The sequence below is a fragment of the Pantoea sp. SJZ147 genome (assembly GCF_007828605.1).
Taxonomy (GTDB): domain Bacteria; phylum Pseudomonadota; class Gammaproteobacteria; order Enterobacterales; family Enterobacteriaceae; genus Pantoea; species Pantoea allii.
On record NZ_VIVB01000004.1, the window covers coordinates 27307 to 48898 of the forward strand.

15 protein-coding genes and 1 tRNA gene are annotated in these 21592 nt (G+C 54.0%); 13 read left to right on the top strand and 3 right to left on the bottom strand.

Translation table 11 applies throughout. The features are described 5' to 3' along the window. Positions 1-27: 27 nt before the first annotated feature. The 7 genes from FBY13_RS07265 to FBY13_RS07295 all read left to right on the top strand — a co-directional run bounded on the left by FBY13_RS07265 (position 28) and on the right by FBY13_RS07295 (position 11055). Positions 28-957 (top strand): ABC transporter substrate-binding protein, encoded by a 930-nt coding sequence (locus FBY13_RS07265; RefSeq protein WP_186440804.1) that lies wholly within the window; start codon positions 28-30, stop codon positions 955-957. Positions 958-986: 29 nt separating this feature from the next. Next, positions 987-1964, top strand: coding sequence for an iron ABC transporter permease (locus FBY13_RS07270; RefSeq protein WP_257469387.1), 978 nt, complete (start codon positions 987-989; stop codon positions 1962-1964). Positions 1965-2284: 320 nt separating this feature from the next. Further along, positions 2285-4498, top strand: coding sequence for a type VI secretion system Vgr family protein (locus tag FBY13_RS07275; RefSeq protein WP_145393844.1), 2214 nt, complete (start codon positions 2285-2287; stop codon positions 4496-4498). A gap of 12 nt (positions 4499-4510) precedes the next feature. Continuing rightward, the gene (locus tag FBY13_RS07280) at positions 4511-6061 is read left to right on the top strand and encodes a hypothetical protein (protein WP_145393845.1); all 1551 of its coding nucleotides are present in this window, start codon (positions 4511-4513) and stop codon (positions 6059-6061) included. Further along, on the top strand, positions 6058-6186 hold the full coding sequence (locus tag FBY13_RS23685; protein ID WP_096010432.1) for a hypothetical protein: 129 nt from the start codon (positions 6058-6060) through the stop codon (positions 6184-6186). Before FBY13_RS07280 ends, FBY13_RS23685 begins: the two co-directional genes overlap by 4 nt. 10 nt (positions 6187-6196) lie before the next feature. After that, complete coding sequence (locus FBY13_RS07290; RefSeq protein ID WP_145393846.1) at positions 6197-10309, top strand: RHS repeat-associated core domain-containing protein; 4113 nt, start codon at positions 6197-6199, stop codon at positions 10307-10309. Beyond that, positions 10303-11055, top strand: a complete 753-nt coding sequence (locus tag FBY13_RS07295) for a macro domain-containing protein (RefSeq protein ID WP_145393847.1) — start codon at positions 10303-10305, stop codon at positions 11053-11055. Before FBY13_RS07290 ends, FBY13_RS07295 begins: the two co-directional genes overlap by 7 nt. A gap of 336 nt (positions 11056-11391) precedes the next feature. Here the strand turns inward: FBY13_RS07295 and FBY13_RS07300 are convergent, their stop codons facing one another. Then, positions 11392-12630, bottom strand: a complete 1239-nt coding sequence (locus FBY13_RS07300; RefSeq protein WP_063880009.1) for an MFS transporter — start codon at positions 12628-12630, stop codon at positions 11392-11394. Positions 12631-13388: 758 nt separating this feature from the next. On the opposite strand from FBY13_RS07300, the gene hemH reads away from it, so the two are divergent. The 6 genes from hemH to FBY13_RS07330 all read left to right on the top strand — a co-directional run bounded on the left by hemH (position 13389) and on the right by FBY13_RS07330 (position 20152). After that, complete coding sequence (gene hemH, locus FBY13_RS07305; protein ID WP_063880008.1) at positions 13389-14351, top strand: ferrochelatase; 963 nt, start codon at positions 13389-13391, stop codon at positions 14349-14351. 956 nt (positions 14352-15307) lie between these two features. After that, a complete protein-coding gene (gene rbsK, locus FBY13_RS07310) occupies positions 15308-16513 on the top strand; it encodes a ribokinase (RefSeq protein ID WP_063880007.1) in 1206 nt (401 codons plus the stop codon). 37 nt (positions 16514-16550) lie between these two features. Then, entirely contained in the window at positions 16551-17471 is a 921-nt protein-coding gene (locus FBY13_RS07315; RefSeq protein WP_145393848.1) for a dihydrodipicolinate synthase family protein, read from the top strand. Between the two features lie 67 nt (positions 17472-17538). Beyond that, the gene (locus FBY13_RS07320) at positions 17539-18870 is read left to right on the top strand and encodes an MFS transporter (RefSeq protein ID WP_063880005.1); all 1332 of its coding nucleotides are present in this window, start codon (positions 17539-17541) and stop codon (positions 18868-18870) included. Beyond that, entirely contained in the window at positions 18851-19846 is a 996-nt protein-coding gene (locus FBY13_RS07325; RefSeq protein WP_145393849.1) for a phosphoglycerate dehydrogenase, read from the top strand. Before FBY13_RS07320 ends, FBY13_RS07325 begins: the two co-directional genes overlap by 20 nt. An 87-nt stretch (positions 19847-19933) precedes the next feature. After that, entirely contained in the window at positions 19934-20152 is a 219-nt protein-coding gene (locus FBY13_RS07330; protein ID WP_145393850.1) for a hypothetical protein, read from the top strand. Between the two features lie 465 nt (positions 20153-20617). Here the strand turns inward: FBY13_RS07330 and FBY13_RS07340 are convergent. Both FBY13_RS07340 and mtfA read right to left on the bottom strand, forming a co-directional pair. Next, a tRNA-Asn gene (locus FBY13_RS07340) sits at positions 20618-20693 on the bottom strand. A gap of 112 nt (positions 20694-20805) precedes the next feature. Next, complete coding sequence (gene mtfA / locus FBY13_RS07345; protein ID WP_255474455.1) at positions 20806-21573, bottom strand: DgsA anti-repressor MtfA; 768 nt, start codon at positions 21571-21573, stop codon at positions 20806-20808. Positions 21574-21592: the final 19 nt, after the last annotated feature.

Consider the following 21592-nt stretch of genomic DNA (forward strand, 5'->3'; position numbering starts at 1 on the left):
TTAACGCTCTGTCTTGCCGCCGGGCTGATGAGCATTCCTGTCGGGCACGCTTTTGCCGCCGATTTCCCTGTCACTATTCAGAGCTGCGGCCAGCCGGTCACGTTTAATTCACCACCAAAACGGGCCGTGATTAACGACCTCAATATGTCGGAAATGGCTTTTGCGCTTCATGTGCAGGATCGTATCGTCGGGCTGACGGGCATCAGCGGCTGGTACAAAATGACGCCTGAATTTAAGCAGGCGATGGGAGCCATTCCTGAGCTGGCACCTAAATATCCGTCTCTTGAAACGCTGCTGGCGGTAAATCCCGACTTCTTTTTTGCCGGCTGGAATTACGGCATGAAAGTGGGGGGCGACGTGACGCCTGCATCGTTAAGCCAGTACGGCATTAAGACACTGGTATTGAGTGAAAGCTGTGTTTTTACCCAAAAAGACAAGCATCAGGCCAGCATGGATCTGCTTTATAACGATGAGCTGACGTTAGGTAAAATCTTCGGCAAACAGGCCGAGGCGCAGGCCCTGGTGGAGGGCTGGAAGCAACGCCTCAGGCAGATTCCTCAACGGCCCAGTTCGGCCCGGCCCGTAAAGGTGTTTGTTTATGACTCCGGCGAGGATAAGCCGTTTACCAGTGGAAAATATGCCATGCCAACGGCCATTATTGCAGCCGCTGGCGCGACCAATGCGATGGGCGGTCTGGATATCAGCTGGGGCACCACATCATGGGAAAGCGTGGCTGCAACGGAACCTGATTTTATTATTCTGCTGGATTATCAGAGCGGCGGCGGGGCAGATGTGCTGCGGCGTTTCCTGGAACATCATCCGCTGATGAAACTCACGCCAGCCGTACAACATCATCGTTATCTGAAGTTGCAGTATGCCGAGCTGACGCCAGGGCCCGCCACTATCACAGCCGTAGAAAAACTGGCGCATGCCCTGTCTTCCGGGACCGCGCCGTGAGTGCGGTGTCTCACCGTTATGCCTGGGTCATGTGCGGTTGCGTCCTTCTGCTGGCAGGGCTACTGCTCATCAGCATTGCTACAGGCACGGTCGCGTTATCATTAAAGCAGGTGTTGGGCGCGCTGGCGCTACTCCCTGCGCCCCCGTCTGAAATGGTCAACCGTATCGTGATTGACCTTCGGCTGCCGCGCACCTTGCTGGCGGCGTTAACCGGTGCCGGGCTGGCAATGGTCGGGGCACTGCTGCAAACCACCACGCGCAACGATCTGGCCGATCCCTTTCTCTTTGGTCTCTCTTCCGGCGCCTCGGCAGGGGCGGTGCTGGTCATCACCCGTTTCGGTGACAGGTTGGGTGAACTGACTTTGCCGGTTGCGGCCTTTGCGGGCGGGCTCTGTTCTGCGGCGGCGGTTATGTTGCTGTTCCACTTTAAAAAACGGCGTAGCGCAGAGCACCTGATCATCTGTGGGCTGGCTGTCTCTTTTTTGTTTGGTGCGCTCACCAGCTATTTCATTTTCTCTGGCGATCAGCGGGCGGCCAGTTCGGTCATGTTCTGGTCGCTGGGCGGTCTGGGGCTGGCCAGCTGGCAAAATCTGCCCGTTGCGCTCAGCGGCGTGGCGCTGCTGAGTGGCTTCGTTCTGCTACGACACCGTTCTCTGGACGGCCTGCTGGCGGGGGAACAAACGGCTCTCTCGTTGGGGATTAACGTCAGTCGTGTGCGTATCGAAACTTTTCTCTGCTGTGCACTGACGACCTCAATGCTGGTGGCCCTGACCGGGGTGATCGGTTTTGTCGGCCTGATGGTGCCGCATCTGTGTCGCTCTGTTGCCGGGGTAAAACACCGTCTGCTGTTGCCGCTGTGTGGCCTGGGCGGGGCGGTTTTGCTGTGCGCTGGCGATATCGCCAGCCGTACGCTGCTGGCACCTCAGGAGTTGCCGATCGGGATTATAACGGCAGGCATCGGCGGTGTTTTTGTTATTCTGCTGCTGACCCGCGCCTCGCGTGCATGATGCTGAGCGAGGCCAGCACAGCCCAGAAAGCACGAATGCTAACAACTTGTCACTAAGTAGTATTATTTCACTATTCGCGCGCATTCCTGTGCCGCTCAGCCGGTCTTTTTCCCTTTGCAGCGCCTGGTTTTTGCCGCTCACCCCAGGAAATGCAAGCTTCTGCCGCGAATGTAATAGCCTCTCACACTTCTTAGTATCTAAGTAACATATTGGACATTGTCTTATTTACTTTAACTGTTTATCAGGCTATTTCTACGCTACAACGACAAACGCACCAACGAAGCCCGGCGTGGCTTTCGTCTGACGTTAGGGTCTGGTTTATGCTTAATCGTATTACTGTTCAGTTACCTGTTGAAGGCCTGCTGTTCTGGAAGCTCTCCGGACGAGAGGCGCTGTCCGAATCCTTTACGCTGAATTTGCAGGTATTGGGCACGGATGCGCGCATCGAACGGAGCGCGCTGCTGGGCAAATCCGCCACCCTGATTATCCCAACGCAAACCCTGGCGCGCCCGCGCTATCTCAACGGCAAGATCACCCGGGTTGCCGTCAGCGCGGTGGAGTTATCCGGTACGCGCTATGCGGTTTATCAGCTCACGCTTGAGCCCGACCTGTGGCCGATGAAACGTGATCGCAACCTGCGCATTTTTCAGGAACAGACGGTTCCACAGATTGTGCAGACGTTATTCGGCGAGTATCAGGTTAATGTGGAAAATAACCTGACAGGCAGTTACCGCAACTGGGATTACTGCGTTCAGTATCAGGAAAGCAGTTTTGATTTCATCAGCCGCCTGATGGAGCTGGAAGGCATCGCCTGGCACGTTCGCCATGAGGCTTACAAGCACACGATCGTGCTCACCGATGCCGTTGCACAATACAAGCCCTTTAGCGGCTACGAATTTATTCCCTACCATCAAACGCCCTCGGGCGGCACAACCAGCGAAGAGGGCATCAGCCAGTGGGCATTGACGGACAGCGTAACGCCGGGGTTGTACAGCCTGGACGACTACGATTTCCGTAAGCCCAACGCCTGGCTTTTCCAGGCGCGACAAAACCCGCAGTCACCCTCTCCTGGCACCATCGATGTCTATGACTGGCCGGGCCGTTTTGTTGAACACGGCCACGGCGAGTTTTATGCACGCATCCGTCAGGAGCGCTGGCAGGTGGAGCATCAGCAAACTCAGGGCACCGCCACCGCCATGGGCATTGTGCCGGGCAGCACCTTTCAACTCACCAATGCCGCATTCTTCAGCGATGCCGGAGAGTACCTGGTTACCGGTGCGGAGTACGAGTTCGAAGAGAATCGCTACGCCAGCGGCCCCGACAGCGCAACCATCCATCGCACGACCTTCTCGGTGATTCCGGCAAGCGTGGTGTTTCGTCCAGAGCAGAAAACGCCCTGGCCGCGCACCGGCGGGCCCCAGACGGCGAAGGTGGTCGGGCCGAAGGGCGAAAGCATCTGGACCGACCGCTACGGTCGGGTCAAAGTGAAGTTTCACTGGGATCGGCTGGCAAAAGGGGATGATACGAGTTCCTGCTGGGTGCGCGTGTCTAGCGCCTGGGCAGGCCAGGGGTTCGGTGGCGTTCAGATCCCGCGCGTGGGCGATGAGGTGGTGGTCGACTTTATCAATGGTGACCCTGACCGTCCGATTATTACCGGGCGCGTCTATAACGAAGCCAGCATGCCGCCATGGGCGCTGCCGGCTGCGGCGACCCAAATGGGCTTTATGAGCCGCTCTAAAGACGGCTCGCCAGACAATGCCAATGCGCTGCGTTTTGAGGATAAACCGGGTCAGGAGCAGCTGTGGCTGCACGCCGAACGCAACATGGACACCGAAGTTGAAAACGACGAAACCCATGATGTCGGCAGCAACCGGACCAAAACTGTAGGCAAAGACGAAACCAGTCATATCAAACAGAACCGCACGCGCACGGTAGACGGCAACGAGACCGTGACTGTCGGCCAGGATCGCAGTAAAACGATCAACGGCAATGAAACCACGACGATCCAGCAAAATCGCACAGAAACGGTAAAGGGCAACGAAACCCTGAGCGTGGATCAAAATCGCGATGAAACCATTACCGGCAATCACACGACGACGGTGAAAAGTAACAACACCGGCACGGTGGAAGGGAAACAAACGCTGACGGTGATTCAGGACCGAACCCGCACGGTTCAGGGCAATGAAAAGGTCAGCGTGCAGCAAAACCGCGCAGTGCAGGTCACAGGAAATCAGACGCTCGACGTGACGGGCCATCGCCACGTCACCGTGAACAGCAATGAGGTGCGCACGATTGCGCAAAAGCAAGACGTGACGATCGGCGCAGGCCGCACGCTGAGTATTACCGGCGGTGATACGCGCTTTACCCAGGGCAGCGTTGCGGACAGCGCAACAGACACGTTCCATATTAATGTGGGCGAGAGCGGGATTTTAATCAGTAATGGCAGCGTGCAAATCACTGCTGGCGGATCGACCATTACCATTAATGCCGCAGGCGTGATGGTGAATGGTAAAAAAATTGAGCTGAATGCCTGACAGGGATGTGACATGAGTGCTGCAAAGAACCCAACCGAACGCGTGATGAGTGAGCTGGAGCTGAGCTGGCTCACCGCCAGTGAGAACCGCGACGCGCGTTTGTTTATCTGGCGCGTACCGGCTTCAGGCGAGTCGCTTCTTGACGCCTTTCTTGCCCTGCAACAGCATCCCGAAGGACGTTCAGTCCCTGACCTGTTTCTGAGCCTGACGACCGCCTTTGAAACAGGCTATGGCTACAGCGAGGCGCTGGCACGGGAGTTTATTGAGCACTACGAAGCCACGCCCGATGTGGCCGACTGGAACAGCGATGCGCTACAACCCTGCTATTCCGCGGCGCAGTTACGGCTGTTGTTGCAGGACTTCGCCCGTCATTTTCCCGACGATTTACGTTATCTGATGCTGGTGCTAAAACCCGCCGCTGTCAGCGACGAGCGCGCCCTGATGCGCTGGCTCGAAAGCTGGCGGCAGGACGCCGAGCCCGCACCGCGTTTGCTGCTGATCGATACGACCGAGCAGCCCCTGTGGCAGCCGCTGTACGAGGCCCATCCTGAACACGTACAACTGATTGTCGATGATGTCGACGGCATGAAGGTGATGCATCAGACCGCCCAGCAGCAAAGTGATACCGATTCCGATCGTTTGCTGCTGCGTCGTTACCTGGCGGATGCCATGTTGCTACTGGAGAAAGGCAGCGCCGACCAGGTGGCCGCCCGGGGCAACCTGGCTCTGGCCGTCGCGCAGCGGCGCGGCTGGCACGATCAGCAGGCGATGTTGCACAACCTGATTGCAGGCGGCTGGCTTAAAAGCAAAGACCACAGCAAAGCGGTCGGACATTACCGTGAGGCACAAAACGTCTCCAGCGCCATCGACGATCCCGCTGTAAAAGGCCAGCTTCGTACCCAAAGTACCTTTGGTGAAGCCGGAGCATGGTTCGCCAACAAAGCCTATTTGCAGGCCGCAAAAGCCTATCGCCAGGCCGCGCTGGAAGCCCAGGCGATTCCGCATCCGGTTTTTTCCCTTGAAGGCTGGCGCATGTCGGGGTTTTGTCTGTGGCTGTCAGGTCATCATGCCGCCGCGATGGAAGCGTACGGCAAAGCCGTGCAGGCGGCAGGCGGCATCCCGCTGGCGGAGCGCGGTGAAACCACACTGCCGCTGGTTTTCCAGGATTTGTTGCGCATGCACGATAAGCGCCGTACTGAGGCCATCGAAGCCTGTGCCACGCGCTGGCAGAATGATAAACAGCGGCTGATCCAGCAGGCAGAGGCGGGCTTACTTTGCCCACCCAACACCGAATCGGTGAGGAAAACAGAAAGCCGTCTGCAACTGCAGCTTGAGGCCACCTTCCTGTTGATCCGCGAGGAAAGAGAAACGCTTATTCGTAACGGTGACGACAGTTTTCGTCGCGTTATCCAACTGGCACGGGAGCAGTTGCATCCCCAGTGGAACGGCCTGCCGGATATCGCCCATCCTTTTGATGCACCTCCAGGCGAATGGCAAAGCCTGCCAGCGTGGGGAAGTGCAAATCCATCATCACCTGAAAATGCAGGGAGCAACGCAGTATGAAAAATCGCATCATTCTTATCGTCGTCGTAACGGTACTCGCACTGCTGTTCCTGAGCCTTTCCGACAGCGGTCTGGCGACCGAGGTCCGAACCTTTTTACGCGCGCTGCTGCGTGCCATCTTCTGAGGCATAACCCATGCATTCCGGCGCGCACTTTGATCCGCAGCTAGGGCTGGATATTCATACCTATCCCTGGCCGTTACCGACGCCACATATTGGCATCGTGTTTGATGTGTTCGACTATCTGCCATTGATTGGCACCACGGTACATGTCAACAGCATCAAACGCGCCAGCGCCGGAACGGGCGGAATGTCGGTACATATTCCGGTTGGCGGCGCCTGGGTGCCGCCACTGCGTATGCCGGGCGGTCCGCAGATTGAAGACGAGCTGTTCATGGGCAGTAAAACCGTCTCAGTCGACGGCGAACCCTTTTCACGCATCGGTATGCCGGTGCTGAGCTGTAACATCATCGGCATGATCCCGCCGTTCCGCCTCAAACGCGCCACCAAGCCAAAGCCGCTTTCCCTGACATTGCCGCTGACCTTTAATCTTGCCATTCCTAACAACGTGATCGTGGGGGGCCCGCCGACCATCAACCTGATGGCGTTATTGATGCGCGCCGGATTAAGCGGTCTGGGTAAAGGGCTCAAGACGTTCAGGAAGTCGGTGAAGTGGCAAAATTTCATGAAGCGCTTTGCCCAGCACAGGCGCAAATTGTTTCGCAACATGGAACCCGGTTTTCTCAAATGCCGTGTACTGCGTGCCGAACCCGTTGATATCCGCGATGGCAGCGTCAGCCTCGAACAGCAGGATTTTGTGTTGTCAGGCCGCTTGCCGCTGGCCTGGAACCGGACCTATTCCTCGGCCGATGTTGATACGGCAGGGCTTTGCGGTTATGGCTGGTTGACGCCTGCCGACACGCGGCTTGAAATCCTGACTAAAGAAGGTGTCGCGTTTTTTACCCAGCCAGATGGGATGACACTGTTTGCCACGCTGCCGCAGGCGGACGGGCGTGAACATGCGGTAATGGGCTTGCCGGATGGCAGCCGCCTGTGGCGGGACAGCGCCCAGGGCAGGATGACCTGGTGCGTCGAACAGGAAGGGGGCAGTCTGTGGCATTTCACCGGTGCCGATGGAGAGCTGCCGATACAGCAGTTATCCGACCGTCACGGCAATGGCTGGGCCTTCGACTGGCACGAGGGAGCACTGACGCTGCTCCGCGAATTCAGTATTGAAGGGCTGACCGGACGAGAAATTCTTGTCACCCACGATAAAGGCCGCCTGAGCACGCTGCGCCTGCACAATGCGCTGAACGGTGAAATCACACCACTCACGCGCTATGAATACCACGCGAATGGCCAACTGAGTGCCGAAATTGATGCGCTGTCGCATCCCCGACGTTTTGACTATCAACACCATTATCTTGTCAGCCACTTTGATCGGAACGGTCAGGGGTTTCACTACCAGTACAATGAAGACTGGCGCGTTATTCATGCCTGGGGCGACGGCGGCGTTTGGGATTATCACTTTGCTTACGAACCGCTGCTCAATGAGGTTGAGGTAACCGATTCACTAGGCCATCTCTCACGTATCACCTTTGATGATAATGGCCTGCCGATCGCTGAAATCGATCCCTGTGGCGGCAATACGGTGTTTCGTTACGACGACGTTGGCCGAACGGTGGAAGTGATTGAACCAGACGGCAGCGTTCACCGGTGGGATTACGATGCGCAGGGGCGCATGGTGGCCGAGCATTTACCCGATGGCAGTATGGTGCAGGCCGTTTACAACGATGACGGCCTGCCGCTGACGATGACCGACCAGAAAGGCGCGGTCTGGCACGCCGACTACGACAGTAGCGGCAATCTGATTGCCAGTGTCGATCCGGGTGGCATAACGGCAACGTATCAGTTCGATCGTCTGGGGCAACTTACCCAGGCCAATGAGCCAGGCTCACCGCAAACCGATTATCGCTATGACCGCTTTGGCTTCCTGCTGGCGGTCAGCGTGGCGGGAGCGGGCACCACGCATTTCAGGCACAACGTGCGCGGCAATCTCCTCGAACGGACCGATGCCGGTCACAGCGTGACCCGCTTTTACTGGGATGCCAAAGATCGCCTCATCGCTACGGTCGACCCGACGGGCGGCGATGTCCGGATAGACTATGACCGTGAAGATGAACCGGTCGCCTTTACCGATGAAGTGGGACAGACCACGCGTTTCCACTATAACGGTACCGGCATGCTTACCGCCTGTGAAACCTCTGATGGCGCACGACTGGGTTATGAATACGATCCTGAGGACCGCTTGCTGGCCGTGATCAATCAATCTGGTCAACGCTGGCAGATGGAACGCGATGGGCTCGGACGCGTGATCGCAGAGCAGGATTATTGGGGACAGAAAACGCAGTACCGCTGGGATAAGGGCAGCCGCCTGATCGCACGTCGCGATCCGCTTGGACGTGAAGTGCACTATGGCTACGATAAGGCCGGACGACTGAGTGAACGGCGCAGCGGTGATACCTTGCAGGCGACCTTTCATTACGATCCCTGCGGGCGGCTGGTGCTCTGCCAGAACCCCTGGCGACGACTCAGCTGGCGCTACGATGACGCGGGACGGTTACTGACAGACGATCAGGACGGCTTTCAGTTGCGCTATCAGTACGACTCACAGGGACGTCTGAGCGTGCGTGAAAGCGACAGCGGCCACCGGGTGGTTTACGGGTACGATGCGTACGCACGTATACGCACGGTGCAACTGAATGGCGATACGCCGATCACGTTTGACTACGATGCCGCGGGGCGCTGTATCCATGAAAAGCTGTCTGAGGCGCTTACGCGCACCCTGCGTTACGACCACCAGGGACGGCTCACCTCACAACAGGTGCTGCAAAACGATTTACCGCTGTTCGCCAGCGGCGTTGTCTATGACAAAAGCGGGAATATCACCGCGCGCGAGGACAGCCAGTGGGGCAGTGATCGCTACCGTTACGATCCTGTTGGCAGGCTGACGGCCCATATCGCCCCGGACGGCGCACTGCGAAAGTTTGTGCAGGATGCACCGGGTAACCCGTTGCAAACGCAAACCCGTGAGGTCAACGACAGCGCGGAAGGCTGGTTTCGTGAAGGCGTGCATCAGGGCGTACGTTATGTCTTTGACCGCGCGGGCGAGCTGCGTCAGCGCCGTCGAATGACAGAGGCGACGAGCGAACAGGACGAAAAAGAAGATTTTCTCTGGGATGAGAATCGACAACTGATCGCGGTACGTAAAGGCAGCAGCCAGGTACGCTATGGCTACGACGGGCTGGGCCGCCGGGTGTTCAAACAAACCGGCAGCGAAACCCGCTGGTTCTACTGGCAGGATGATGCGCTGGCGGGCGAGACGGTCACCCGCACGCACGCATCCTTAGCGGCGCTGAGTATCTTCGATACCGGCAGTCGCCTTAAGCGACAAAAAGCTCAGGCGGCGCTGTTCGGTACAATGCGGGAGTATGTGTATTATCCCGGCACGTTTCGTCCGCTGGCTTTGCTGACGCAACAGGGCGACAGCAGGCAAAGCTGGCACTATCACTGCGATCCCAATGGCGCACCTGTCAGGCTGACGTCGGTGAGCGGCGAGATTGTCTGGGCAGAAAAAACCGGTGCCTGGGGTGAAAAAGGCCAGGTATTTGCTGACAGGATTGAAAACCCACTGCGTTTTCAGGGGCAGTATTTTGATGCCGAGACGGGTTTGCACTATAACCGCTATCGGTACTATGATCCGGAGATTGCAGGGTATATTAGTCAGGACCCGATAGGGCTAGCGGGGGGAATTAGCCCTTATCGTTATGGTCCGAATCCATTAGTATGGATCGACCCGCTTGGGCTGACGAATGAAGAAATAAGAACGTTGTTCCATTTCACTGATGCGAAAGGAATGGAAGGAATTAAAGATAGTCGTGTTATCAGGCCTTCTACTGGTGGCGTACACGCACGATTTGGTGACGGACAATATTTCACTAATATTCATCCTGATACAATCGGAGGACGTACATTAAAAGACGTTAAGGGCTCTGATAAAATTTCGTTAGGCCAGCTGGCTGCTAATATATATGGTGATGCCAGAAAGTCTGGTAGCATCACGCATTATGTTGAAGTTGATGTGACAGGGTTGAATATAACAGAGCCAAGAAAAGGTACTTTTCTGGTCAAGAATGATAAAGATCTTGATGTTTCAAATCGAATAGTGAGTAGTGGGAGTTCATGCTAGTGGATAATAAAAGTTACTACCGTGCAGATTCAGAGTTTATTAAGGGTGAGGGTGTCGTTTATACCGAGTTTATCGGTGAAATAGCCACAAGGCAGATAAGCATTTTGGACGGAAGCTATTATTCATCGTCTTCAGTTACAGACTGGGATCAAGATGTTGGCTACTTACTTTATGATGGCAAGAAAAGTGAGTTGGATTTATCTGAATCTGAAACGATTACAGAAGAAATTTTCGAAGAACAATGGCGGAAAGGTTTTATCGATCAAGACGAAATGTCTTATATCCACAGTCATGTTGGAGATGCGTCAGTACCTTTAAAAGAATCTATTATGATTTTGCACATTGTTAATAATTTAGGGAAGTGGGGTAAAGGTTTTGTCCTTGCCTTGGCAAAAAAATACCCAGTGACTAAAGAGGTATATCTTTCTTCTGCAGCCAACGGTTATAAGATAGGAGACGTGCAGTTCATTGAAGTCAACAAAAATGATAAAATATTTGTGGCGAATATGGTTGCACAAGATGGCATCAAAACATCCTATAAAGATAATAAAAGATATGTTTCCTATGAAAGTTTAGAAGACTGCCTGAAAACCGTATGCGATTTTGCACTTTGTAATAGATTAGAGGTCCAGATGCCAATGCTGGGTGCGGGTTTAGGTGGTGGAGACTGGCAAGTAATTCTTGAAATAATAAAAAAAACTCTCGCCTATAAAAAAATCCACTGTCACATTATTAAATTAAATTAAATTAAACTTTGATTATGATAATAAAGGAAGGCTTGGTTTAGCCTTTCCTTTCTGCAGTCATTTATGTAAAGCATACGTAACGATATTCGATGCAGTTAAGTGATTACTGTTTCTTTCATCTGATTCAGCCTAAATGATGTTCTGACTTGGGCGCAGCAAGTTGCGTCAATTTCAGTATTCCGGATACGTCGAATCGTCCAACACGATTAGCCTGCTTCCTCGCAGGATGATCTTACAAACCTACACTCAGTGTTGTTTGCTAAGACGATGATCCCCACTCAAGCACATTTCTACTCGCTATCACTTAAAGCGCCACGACCGGCTTTATCGCCCCAATCACTCCACCGTTTCATTCTCAAGCTTCTGCCTTTTCCGCAGATTCGGAAACAGCGTCATCCATAGCCCGACCACCACCAGCGTCCCGACGCCGCCAATGACGGCGGCAGGAACCGCGCCCATCCATGCCGCTAACAGCCCCGACTCAAACTCACCCAACTGGTTTGAGGTATTGATAAAGATGGCGTTAACCGCATTGACGCGACCGCGCATCGTATCGGGTGTATCCAGTTGAACCAGCGCGCCGCGAATCACCATGCTCACCATATCAAAACCACCCAGCGCCGCCAGCGCCAGCAGTGAGAGCCACAGTTGAGTCGAAAGGGCAAACAGCAGCGTTGCCAGGCCAAAGCCGGCAACGGAGCCGAACATAATCATGCCGACGTGCTTTTCCAGCTTGTGGCGACTCAGCCAGACGCCGACCAACAGCGCTCCTACCGACGGCGCACCGCGCAACAGACCAAGGCCCCATGGCCCGGTGTGCAGAATATCCTGGGCGAAGATAGGGAGCAGTGCCGTTGCGCCGCCCAGTAGCACAGCGAACAGGTCGAGCGATATCACGCCGAGCACATCTTTACGTTCGCGGATAAAGCGCACGCCCATAAACATGTTTGACAGATTCATCGGCACGCGCACCTGAGGAGGGCGTTCGTAACGTAAGCGGCTTATTAAGATCAGCGACAACAAATAGAAGAGGGCGGAAACCCCGTAAACGACTTCGGGCCCCGCCACATAAAGCAGTCCGCCCAGTGTCGGTCCGACAATCACCGCGGCCTGACCGCCGACGGAACTGGCCGCCATCGCGCGCGCCAGAATCGGCGGCGGGACCAACGCAGGCAGCATCGAGGTAATGGCAGGCCATTCCAGCGCTTTAGCAAGGGAGATCAGGAAAACTAACCCCCAAATTTCAATTTGATCTGCCCAGTGCAGTAACGTTAGTGCCACCAGGCCGAGCAGCGCAGCCCACTCAATCAGTTGCCCAATGACGACGATACGACGACGGTCAAATTGATCGGCCAAATGACCTGCAGGCAAAGCCAAAAGTACCGAAGGCAGAAACTGCATCAGGCCAATCATGCCTAACGCCATGGCGCTGTGGGTAATCGCATAGATTTGCCAGCTGACGGCCACGGAAAACATCTGAAAACCAAATGAAGAACAGGTTCGGGCCAGCCAGAACGCCACAAATGACCGGTGTTGCAGCAACGATGCTTCGCCTGAAGAAACCCCTGTACGCATAATTATTTCCGTCCCGAAAACGCCTGATGGCGAAAGTGGTGGTACCAGCCTGATTCATGACTGCGATCTGGTTTTACTTTATCCAGGCTCCGGCAGGTGAATTCCGCTGAATGGCGTGAAGCGGTCGCCAGATGTGGCTGAAGATGCGCCTGCCAGAGCACTGTTAATATAGATTCCTAAATATTAGCACGCTCAATATTCACTTAGATTAATTGAAATGTCGACCAGATGTGATATCAAACCCGGTATGAATGTGATGATTGATCGGCTGTCTTTTCGTCAGGCAAGGGGACAAAAAGCGAGCAGGTGTGAAATGAAAGGTGACTTATCAGAGCTATTGGTCTTTTGTCGACAGGGCGATGATAAGATACAACCTGATGTTTTGACTGAGTAAGTAAAACCCGGTCAAAAATCAGAAAAGGGGCTGTCGCTGCGCATGACGGTTTTAACGTCACACTGGCGCCTCAACGTGTCACTGGCAGATTGGTCTTTTTTAAAACCGGACAGCCTACGCCAGGTGCTGGCGGAGACGTTTTTTGGCGGCCTGTGCTGAAAGCCGGTCAACGCGACGGCAACAAAGCGCGTAGTCAGTTAACTCAGGGTTGAACGGCCGTTGCCCATCAACCGGGATGCGTAAATATATAAACCTCCGTTTCGCGTCAATGCGCGCAAGCGGTGCAGACGGAGGTGATGATGTCCTTGAGTGTGTTACATTATTCAGGCACTTTTTTTCCATGGGTTTTCAGAGGTCCCAGCTAATGACGAATAAACAGGGTGTTTTAATTGTTAACCTTGGAACACCAAAAGAACCCACGCCTGCTGCGGTTAAAACATTTTTATCGAAATTTTTGCACGACTACAGGGTGGTTGATTTACCCAGAATCATTTGGTGCCCGATCCTGCATGGTGTGATTATCCCATTGCGTGCAAAGCGAGTGGCGAAACTGTACGCCTCTATCTGGATGGATGAGGGCTCGCCCTTGATGGTTTACAGCGTCCGTCAGGCCCGCCTGCTTCAAGAGGCGACGGGGATGCCCGTCGAGCTGGGGATGAGTTATGGTGAACCGAGTATCGGGGGGGCAATTGACCGACTTCTTGCAAAAGGCGTCGAGAAAATCATTGTTATCCCTATGTACCCGCAGTTTTCATCTTCAACGGTTTCATCTGTCTGGGATAGCGTGAGCCGTCACCTGCAAAAAATGAAGAACCGCTACACACCAGCCATCAATTTCGTCAATGACTATGCCGATCATCCGGCCTACATTGAGGGATTAAAAACCTCGGTGCTTGAGTCTTTTGAGGCGAACGGTGTGCCGGATGCATTGTTGGTTTCGTATCACGGAATACCGGTCAGGTTTTCCAGTGAGGGTGATAAATACCAGCAACGCTGTGAGTTAACGACCCAGTTACTCACTGACGCCCTCAATATGCCATCGCTGAAGATCATTATGACGTTCCAGTCCCGATTCGGCCGAGAGCCGTGGTTAACGCCTTTTACCGATGAGACGATTAAAAATCTGCCGAATGAAGGCATCAAAAGCCTGCATGTAATCAGCCCGGGTTTTGCAGCAGACTGTTTAGAAACGCTGGAAGAACTGGATGAGCAGAACAGGGAAATCTTCATGCATGCGGGGGGAACGTCGTTTACTTACATACCGGCGCTCAATGATAAACCCGTTCATATTGAGATGTTGCGACAGCTGGTTGACGGCGCGAAGTAAACATCAGGCAAGATGTCCAGATGCCGGTCAGCAGGCGGCTATGGCGTGATTCACTGTGATGCCCGATGTCGCCGTTTTTCCGTAACGTGGTCAGGTGATGTTATTCTGACCACGCCAACCTATTCCGCGTGCTGTTTATTGAGCAGATAAAAAGGGCGGGATAACGCGACAGTCTGTTCTGATAAACCCCTCATCTCTCTGCACCCGCCTGCCAGAACAACGCGTAACTCCGAACGGAAAGAGCCTTGTCAGACCGCAGATTACGCCAGGATCAGACCCGATGGTGAACGTCAGAAAGCACAAAGCCTGCTCGCAAGCAGGCTTTTCTCCATCTGGCTTCTCTGACGGGGACCGCCTCTGTTACTCACTGGCTAATAAGTTAGCTAAACCTGAGTTTCCCTTCTGTTTAAACCAGCAGAATGACCACCAAAATTAACTATGGGATATTAAGAGTTCGAAAAGGGAGCGGTATAAATAAGCTCATGTATTCATATGATTAGAACTCAGTATTAAAATACGGCAATCCTCTCCTGAACTACACTATGGCTATCCAGGGGACACCCGTTAATCCAGCGTCTGACACGACACCTCTGGCACTGTCAAAGCCGGAGCAGCATCAGCATGGCATTGAGCCTGGGGCAAGGTTCTTGTCTCGCATGTTGTGAATGGTTTTCTGCATCAAGCGGAGGATGGGTGCTGTGATACACCGCTCAGTTCGGGTGTTGGCATGGGATAGTGGGCGATTGCTCAGACCACACAATCGGGACTGACTTCCCTTAGCGCGTTCTCACATGCCGCGCCGCGAATCAGGATTAACGCTATAACTAACCGAGGGTTACGTTGTTTCTTTATTGTTTGGTTTTTGTTTGTTTTTGTTTTTTTGATTGTTCCAGGATGTTCATCACTTTTTAGCCAATGCGCCTACCCTATGCTTCAGTCAGCAACGGGGGGTGAATATGTTTATGGACGAGAGGAGGATCAATGTCCTTAATTTTCTGGATAAACATAATAGTGCAACGGTAAAGCATCTGGCTCAGTATTTTAGCGTAACGAAAGAAACCATACGCAGTGATCTGCGAATGCTGGCACAGCAGGGATATATTCAACGCTGTCATGGCGGCGCTATTATTATTCGTAAAAGCCTGCAATCAAAATTAATTTCCGAAACTGACAATGATTTTGAAGTTTTATTGAAAAATATCAAGCAGAGGAAATATGAGAAAGGTTCAGTGGATAATATGAAAAATAAAGTCTGTATTCTCGGCTCTTTTAACGTCGATATCGTGGCGAAAGTGGCTCGATTTCCGAAAGGCGGAGAGTCGCTGATGGCGCTGGGTAGCTCGCTTGGGCCGGGCGGGAAGGGTGCAAACCAGGCGCAGGCAGCCAGCCGTGCCGGGGCGAAAGTGCATTTTGTTTCTAAAGTAGGGAAAGATCAGTTCAGCCAGTTTGCTATGGAGCATCTCTCTTCCTCTGAAATTTATTCTTTTAAACTTTATCAGTCAGAAGAAGAACCAACAGGCAGTGCAATTATTTATGTTTCACAGGAGAATGGCGAAAACATGATCGCTATCTATTCCGGTGCAAATAAAACAATCAGTGAAAAAGAAATCGCGGAACTGAAAGAAGAGCTGGAAGATGCCAGCGTTCTGTTGCTACAACTGGAAAATAATTTTTTCGCCACGCTGAATGCCATGAAGCTGGCAAAAGCGCTGGGCGTAAAAGTCATTATGAACCCTGCACCTTATTCCTCCGATATTATTCCAGCGCTGGAATATATGGATGTTATTACGCCTAATGAAACGGAAGCGTCGCTGCTTTCCGGAATTGAGGTCACCAATCTGGAGAGCGCCCGTCGTGCTGCCACGGCCATCGCCGAGCTGGGGGCTCGTTGCATCATTATCACGATGGGGTCCCGCGGCGCGCTGCTGTATGAGAATCAGCAGTTTCAGCACATTCCCGCTTTCCCCGCCGTGAGTATTGATACCACAGGTGCAGGAGATGCCTTTAACGGCGCGCTGGCTGCTTCAATTGCCGACGGTCAGCCGCTGATGCAGGCGGCAACCTTTGCCTCTGCCTTTGCCTCGCTGGCCGTTGAGCGCGAAGGCGCATCAAATATGCCGGAGCGCCAGCAGGCGCTTAACAGACTGAAAAGCAAAGTTTAATTGTTTTCTGACCACACTGTGGCTGTAAGGAAAAAAAATGAAAGAGATTAACGGTGTTGTACCCGTCATGCTGACCCCATTTAACGCGCAGAACGAAATCGACTGGCCTGGTCTGGAGCGCCTGATTGAGTGGTACCTACAGAAAGGCGTTGATGCGTTGTTCGCAGTATGTCAGTCCAGCGAAATGCAATTTTTAACGCTGGAAGAGCGCGTAAAGCTGGGCCGCTTCGTTGTGGAGAAAACCGCAGGCCGCGTGCCGGTGATTGTTTCCGGGCATATCAGTGATGATATCGACGATCAGCGCGAAGAGCTGCTGGCGATGGCCTCTACCGGTGCCGATGCATTAGTGCTGGTTACCAACCATCTCGATCCGAAGAACCAGGGCAGCGAGGTGTTCTACGCCACTCTGCAAACCCTGCTGGACGCGCTTCCGGAGAGCCTGCCACTGGGGCTCTACGAGTGCCCGGCACCTTATCGCCGCCTTCTGACGGATGATGAGTTCTCATGGTGCGCCCGCAGTGGACGTTTCACGGTGCTGAAGGACGTAAGCTGCGATCTGGACACGGTAAAACGCCGCGTGGTGCTGGCCGAAGGTACGCGGCTGAATATCATTAACGCCAATGCCGCTATTGCCTGGCCCGCCATGCAGGCCGGTTCAAAAGGTTTCAGCGGGGTATTTACCAATTTCCATCCAGAGCTGTACGTCTGGCTTTATCACCACCACGCGAAAGATCCGGCTCTGGCCAATGAGCTGGCGACATTCCTGTCTCTTACTGCCGTGTCGGAAACGCTGGGCTATCCGAAGAATGCCAAAATCTTCCATCAGCGCCTGGGCACCTTCGAGAGCGAAGCCTGCCGGGTAAACAAAGAAAATGTGCTGGAAAAATTTTGGGGGCTGGGAGTGATTCTCGACCAGATCCGCAGCGGAACAGAATTCTATAACAATAAAATCAGCTGATTTATCCACCCTGTACCAGCACCAGAGGCTATGCCTCTCTCTGGCGCCCAAAATGAAGGTGCATTCAATGCGTAAGCAAGCCATAAACGATAGCGTATTAGTCCGTGCGGTAAATAAAGCAAAATGGCGGATTATTCCCTGCCTGATAGTGATGTATCTGATGTCATACCTTGACCGGGTGAACGTCAGCTTTGCCAAATCGGCCTATCAGGCGTCTACCGGTATTTCCGATGCGGCCTTTGCCTTTGGTGCCGGGATCTTCTTCCTCTCCTACGCGCTGTTTGAATTACCCAGTAACCTGCTGATGCACCGCGTTGGCCCCCGCGCCTGGCTGGTAAGGATTATGGTCACCTGGGGACTGGTTTCTGCGGCAGTATCCTTTGCCTGGAACGAGCAGACCTTTTATTTTCTGCGCGTGCTGCTGGGTATTGTTGAAGCCGGATTCTTCCCTACGGCGATCTATTTTATCGCCCAGTGGTTCCCTTCGCGTTTTAGGGCCCACATCATGGGGATCTTCTATTTTGGTTCTCCGATTGCGCTGATTATTGGCGGTCCGATTTCCGGTCTGTTGCTGGATCTGCACGGCTTTGGCGGCTGGGAAGGCTGGCAGATTATGTTTGCGGTAGAAGGTCTGGCAGCAAGTGTGTTGGGCGTGGTTCTGTGGTTCTTCCTGCGTAATTCACCGAAGGAGGTGAGTTGGCTGACTGCGGAAGAGAAACAGGTGCTGACTGCCGCGCTCGACGAAGAGAAAGCCGACAAGGCTCGCGCCGGACATACCCGCTTCATCGACGCGATTAAAAGCCCGGTACTGCTGCACTTTGCCGCCATCTACTTCCTGATCCAAATTACCGGATTGGGCGTCGCATTTTATCTGCCTACCCAGGTTGCCGCGCTGCTGGGCGTAAAGATTGGTCTGATGGTCGGCCTGGTGACCGCGATTCCTTGGTTATGCGCGTTGGTTGCCGGAGCCACCTGGCCGGGGCTGGCTGCCCGTCTGGGCCGAGCTCGCCTGTTTGGGGCCATTTCGCTGTGCTGCATTGCGTTTGGTCTGATCGTCTCCGCCCATGCTTCCCCGCTGTTAGCCATTGTCGCACTCAGCTTCGTCACGATGGGGATTATGACCGCCCAGCCCATCTTCTGGACCTGGCCTACCCGCTACTATGGTGGTGCGGCGGCGGCGGCAAGTTTCGCCCTGATCAACAGCTGCGGCGCGGTAGGGGGCTTCGTTGCGCCGAACCTGCGTACCTGGGCTGAAATCTACTTCCAGACGCCGGCTGCCGGTCTCTACGCGCTGGCGATTGCCGCCGTGATTGCCGTCGCCCTGTTTGTTTTACTGCCTTCGGAAGAGAAAAAAACATCAGAAATCAAAGGAAAGAATTATGAACGCAACAACACCTGAAAAAATCGTAGTATTCACCGAGCAGTTTAAAAACAGCGATCCTGTCTTCGATCCGCTGCGACAGGCTGGCTATGACGTTGAGGTAAATGAAACCTTCAGGTTGCCCAATGAGCAGGAACTGATTAGCAAACTTCAGCAGAACGTGGTGGCGACCATTGCCGGGGGCGAACCCTATACCGAAAACGTCTTCGCTCAGGCCCCTAATCTGAAAATCGTTGCCCGCTGGGGAGTTGGCTATGACAAGGTAAACGTCCCAGCGGCTACCGCTGCCGGCGTGCCGATTGCGATGGCGTTTGGTGCCAACCACGAAAGCGTGGCTGAATTCGCCTATGCGATGGCGCTGACTCTGGCCTGTCGTCTGCCGCAGCGAGATGCAATGGTCAAGCGCGGCGAGTGGTTCTTTGACGGCTTCCACCCTGGTCTTTGGGGGCGTACCGCGGGCGTGATCGGCCTGGGCCGCATCGGCTATGCCATGGCGCGCCGCTGCCATGCGGCGGAGATGCGCATCCTGGTGTGTGATCCGTGGGCCAGCGACGAACTGCTGGCCAGTGTGAACGCCGAGCGGGTCGATTTGGAAACCCTGCTGCGTAACGCAGATCTGGTCTCGGTGCATGCGCCGTCCACCCCGGAAAGTCGCCATACCATCAACGCCGATACCCTGGCGATGATGAAACCCGGCGCGATCCTGGTGAATACCTCTCGCGGACCGCTGATTAATGAAGAAGCACTGGTTGAGGCCCTGAAAAGCGGCCATTTGGGCGGCGTGGGGCTGGACGTCTACGAAGTGGAACCGTTACCGGCCAGCTCACCGCTACGCCAGTTCGACAATGTTCTGCTTTCACCACACGTTTCCGGTATGGACCGCATGGCTGAAAGGCTGGTCACCGAGCGTTGCATCAACAACATCCTTAATTATCTGAAAGGGGAGAAAGACGCCCTGAAACCTTACGTTATCAACCCAGAAACCCTGAAGTAACGAGCATACCGCACCGGTGAAAACCGGTGTGGGCTCTGCCTGCACCCGTGAACGCGTACCCGATATAACATTAAAAACGTTCATCTAATGAACCCTCAAAACCGTTATATCGCCGCGTTGTCACTGTTTTCGGCTCTCTCTGCTTCTGCCTTTGCGGGCACCTGCCCGGCGGATATCACGATCGCTCTCAGCCGCTCGTTTGCCGGAAATACCTGGTGCCAGCAGATAATGACTGTCTGGAACCCGGCAGCGGAAGACGGCATCAGGCAGGGATTAGTGGCAAACCAACCGGGTCAACGCCGATAACGCCGCGCAGCAGCAGGCCAGCTGCAAAACCTGATCTTTTAAGGCGGGAAGGCGCTAGCGATTGATGCGGCATAATCCAACGCGCTGCATGGGTCGAGCCAGGAAGCCTTTAATCAGGGCGTGGTGGTGGCGCTGATGATAGCCCCTGAGCCAGGCCGGGATTCGCCACATTGATCCGATAGTTGAGATACCAGAGACGTGAACTGCCTGGATTGATTAAAAGGGACAGGCCATGAGAATAGGATACTTTGAAAGGTTGAGCGGATGAGTTTAGGCTGCGGATGGTCGTGCCGTTCAGAGACGTAGGCTGGTCACGCTATAATCGAACTGAAATGACACCCAATAAGACCACCCATCTTGCCCGATGCGAAGGGAAAACTGAAAATGCATCGGGAAGGATTTTCACGCTAACTTGTTGAATTTAAATCGTATAAAGATTCGTGAAGACGCATGAAAACAAGAATGTGGCTCCTCTGACTGGACTCGAACCAGTGACATACGGATTAACAGTCCGCCGTTCTACCGACTGAACTACAGAGGAATCGTGTGAACGAGGCGCATATTAGCGAGGACGCTCTGGTGTGTCAACAGCAAAAAAGCGTTTAGCATTCAACTGGCTAGCTTTAATGCAAAGCGTTCGCGAAGTAAGCAGATCAGCCGTCCCCGGCCTGCATTCTGCTTAGCGGGTCCTGCTGATAAAATTGCTGAAGATGTGCATACATCGCCGGAAAACGTTCCGTTAACAGGGCAGGGGCGGTAAAGAAATACTCGGAAAGCACTGCGAAACATTCTGCGGGATCGCTGGCGGCATAAGGATCGATACTGGCCGCCTGTTCACCGACTAAATCAACCTCATTTTCGATGTCCGCCATCGCCTCACGCAAGTCTTTTTCCCACTGGGCGACGTCACGGAGCGGGATCAACGGGACACCGCTGGTGTAGCCGCTGCCGCGGGCATCCAGCTTGTGTGCCACTTCATGAATGACCAGGTTATAGCCTGACAGGTCGAAGGAATCCTGAATATCGAGCCAGTTAAGGATAACAGGGCCCTGGGTCCAGCTCTGCCCGGCATGGACAGCAGGCGCATGATGGACAAGACCCGTTTCATCCTGCCACTGATCTTCCACATTAAAGGGTTCAGGATAGATGAGCACTTCATGAAAGCCATCCAGCCAGTCAAGCCCCAGTTTCAGCACCGGCAGGCAGAACAGCAGAGCGATACGGACGGTGCGGTGCGCATCAAGCTGACAGCCTTCAAGCGGAACCAGTTTCTTTTGCTGCAGAAAGCGTTGCCCCAGTTCAATCAACCATTGCTGTTCATCGGGGCGGAGTAGGGTAAAAATCGGCTGTGCCAGACCGGCCTGCCAGGGCAATTCGATCACGGCAGTGTCGCTATGTGTTTTCCATGGCCATTTGAACATCGTAAGTCCCGCACTGAAT

Coding starts and splice junctions, on each gene's coding strand:
- FBY13_RS07265 (WP_186440804.1), top strand. CDS start 28: ATGAGCATTCCTGTCGGGCACGCTTTTGCCGCCGATTTCCCTGTCACT.
- FBY13_RS07270 (WP_257469387.1), top strand. CDS start 987: ATGTGCGGTTGCGTCCTTCTGCTGGCAGGGCTACTGCTCATCAGCATT.
- FBY13_RS07275 (WP_145393844.1), top strand. CDS start 2,285: ATGCTTAATCGTATTACTGTTCAGTTACCTGTTGAAGGCCTGCTGTTC.
- FBY13_RS07280 (WP_145393845.1), top strand. CDS start 4,511: ATGAGTGCTGCAAAGAACCCAACCGAACGCGTGATGAGTGAGCTGGAG.
- FBY13_RS23685 (WP_096010432.1), top strand. CDS start 6,058: ATGAAAAATCGCATCATTCTTATCGTCGTCGTAACGGTACTCGCACTG.
- FBY13_RS07290 (WP_145393846.1), top strand. CDS start 6,197: ATGCATTCCGGCGCGCACTTTGATCCGCAGCTAGGGCTGGATATTCAT.
- FBY13_RS07295 (WP_145393847.1), top strand. CDS start 10,303: ATGCTAGTGGATAATAAAAGTTACTACCGTGCAGATTCAGAGTTTATT.
- FBY13_RS07300 (WP_063880009.1), bottom strand. CDS start 12,630: ATGCGTACAGGGGTTTCTTCAGGCGAAGCATCGTTGCTGCAACACCGG.
- hemH (WP_063880008.1), top strand. CDS start 13,389: ATGACGAATAAACAGGGTGTTTTAATTGTTAACCTTGGAACACCAAAA.
- rbsK (WP_063880007.1), top strand. CDS start 15,308: ATGTTTATGGACGAGAGGAGGATCAATGTCCTTAATTTTCTGGATAAA.
- FBY13_RS07315 (WP_145393848.1), top strand. CDS start 16,551: ATGAAAGAGATTAACGGTGTTGTACCCGTCATGCTGACCCCATTTAAC.
- FBY13_RS07320 (WP_063880005.1), top strand. CDS start 17,539: ATGCGTAAGCAAGCCATAAACGATAGCGTATTAGTCCGTGCGGTAAAT.
- FBY13_RS07325 (WP_145393849.1), top strand. CDS start 18,851: ATGAACGCAACAACACCTGAAAAAATCGTAGTATTCACCGAGCAGTTT.
- FBY13_RS07330 (WP_145393850.1), top strand. CDS start 19,934: ATGAACCCTCAAAACCGTTATATCGCCGCGTTGTCACTGTTTTCGGCT.
- mtfA (WP_255474455.1), bottom strand. CDS start 21,573: ATGTTCAAATGGCCATGGAAAACACATAGCGACACTGCCGTGATCGAA.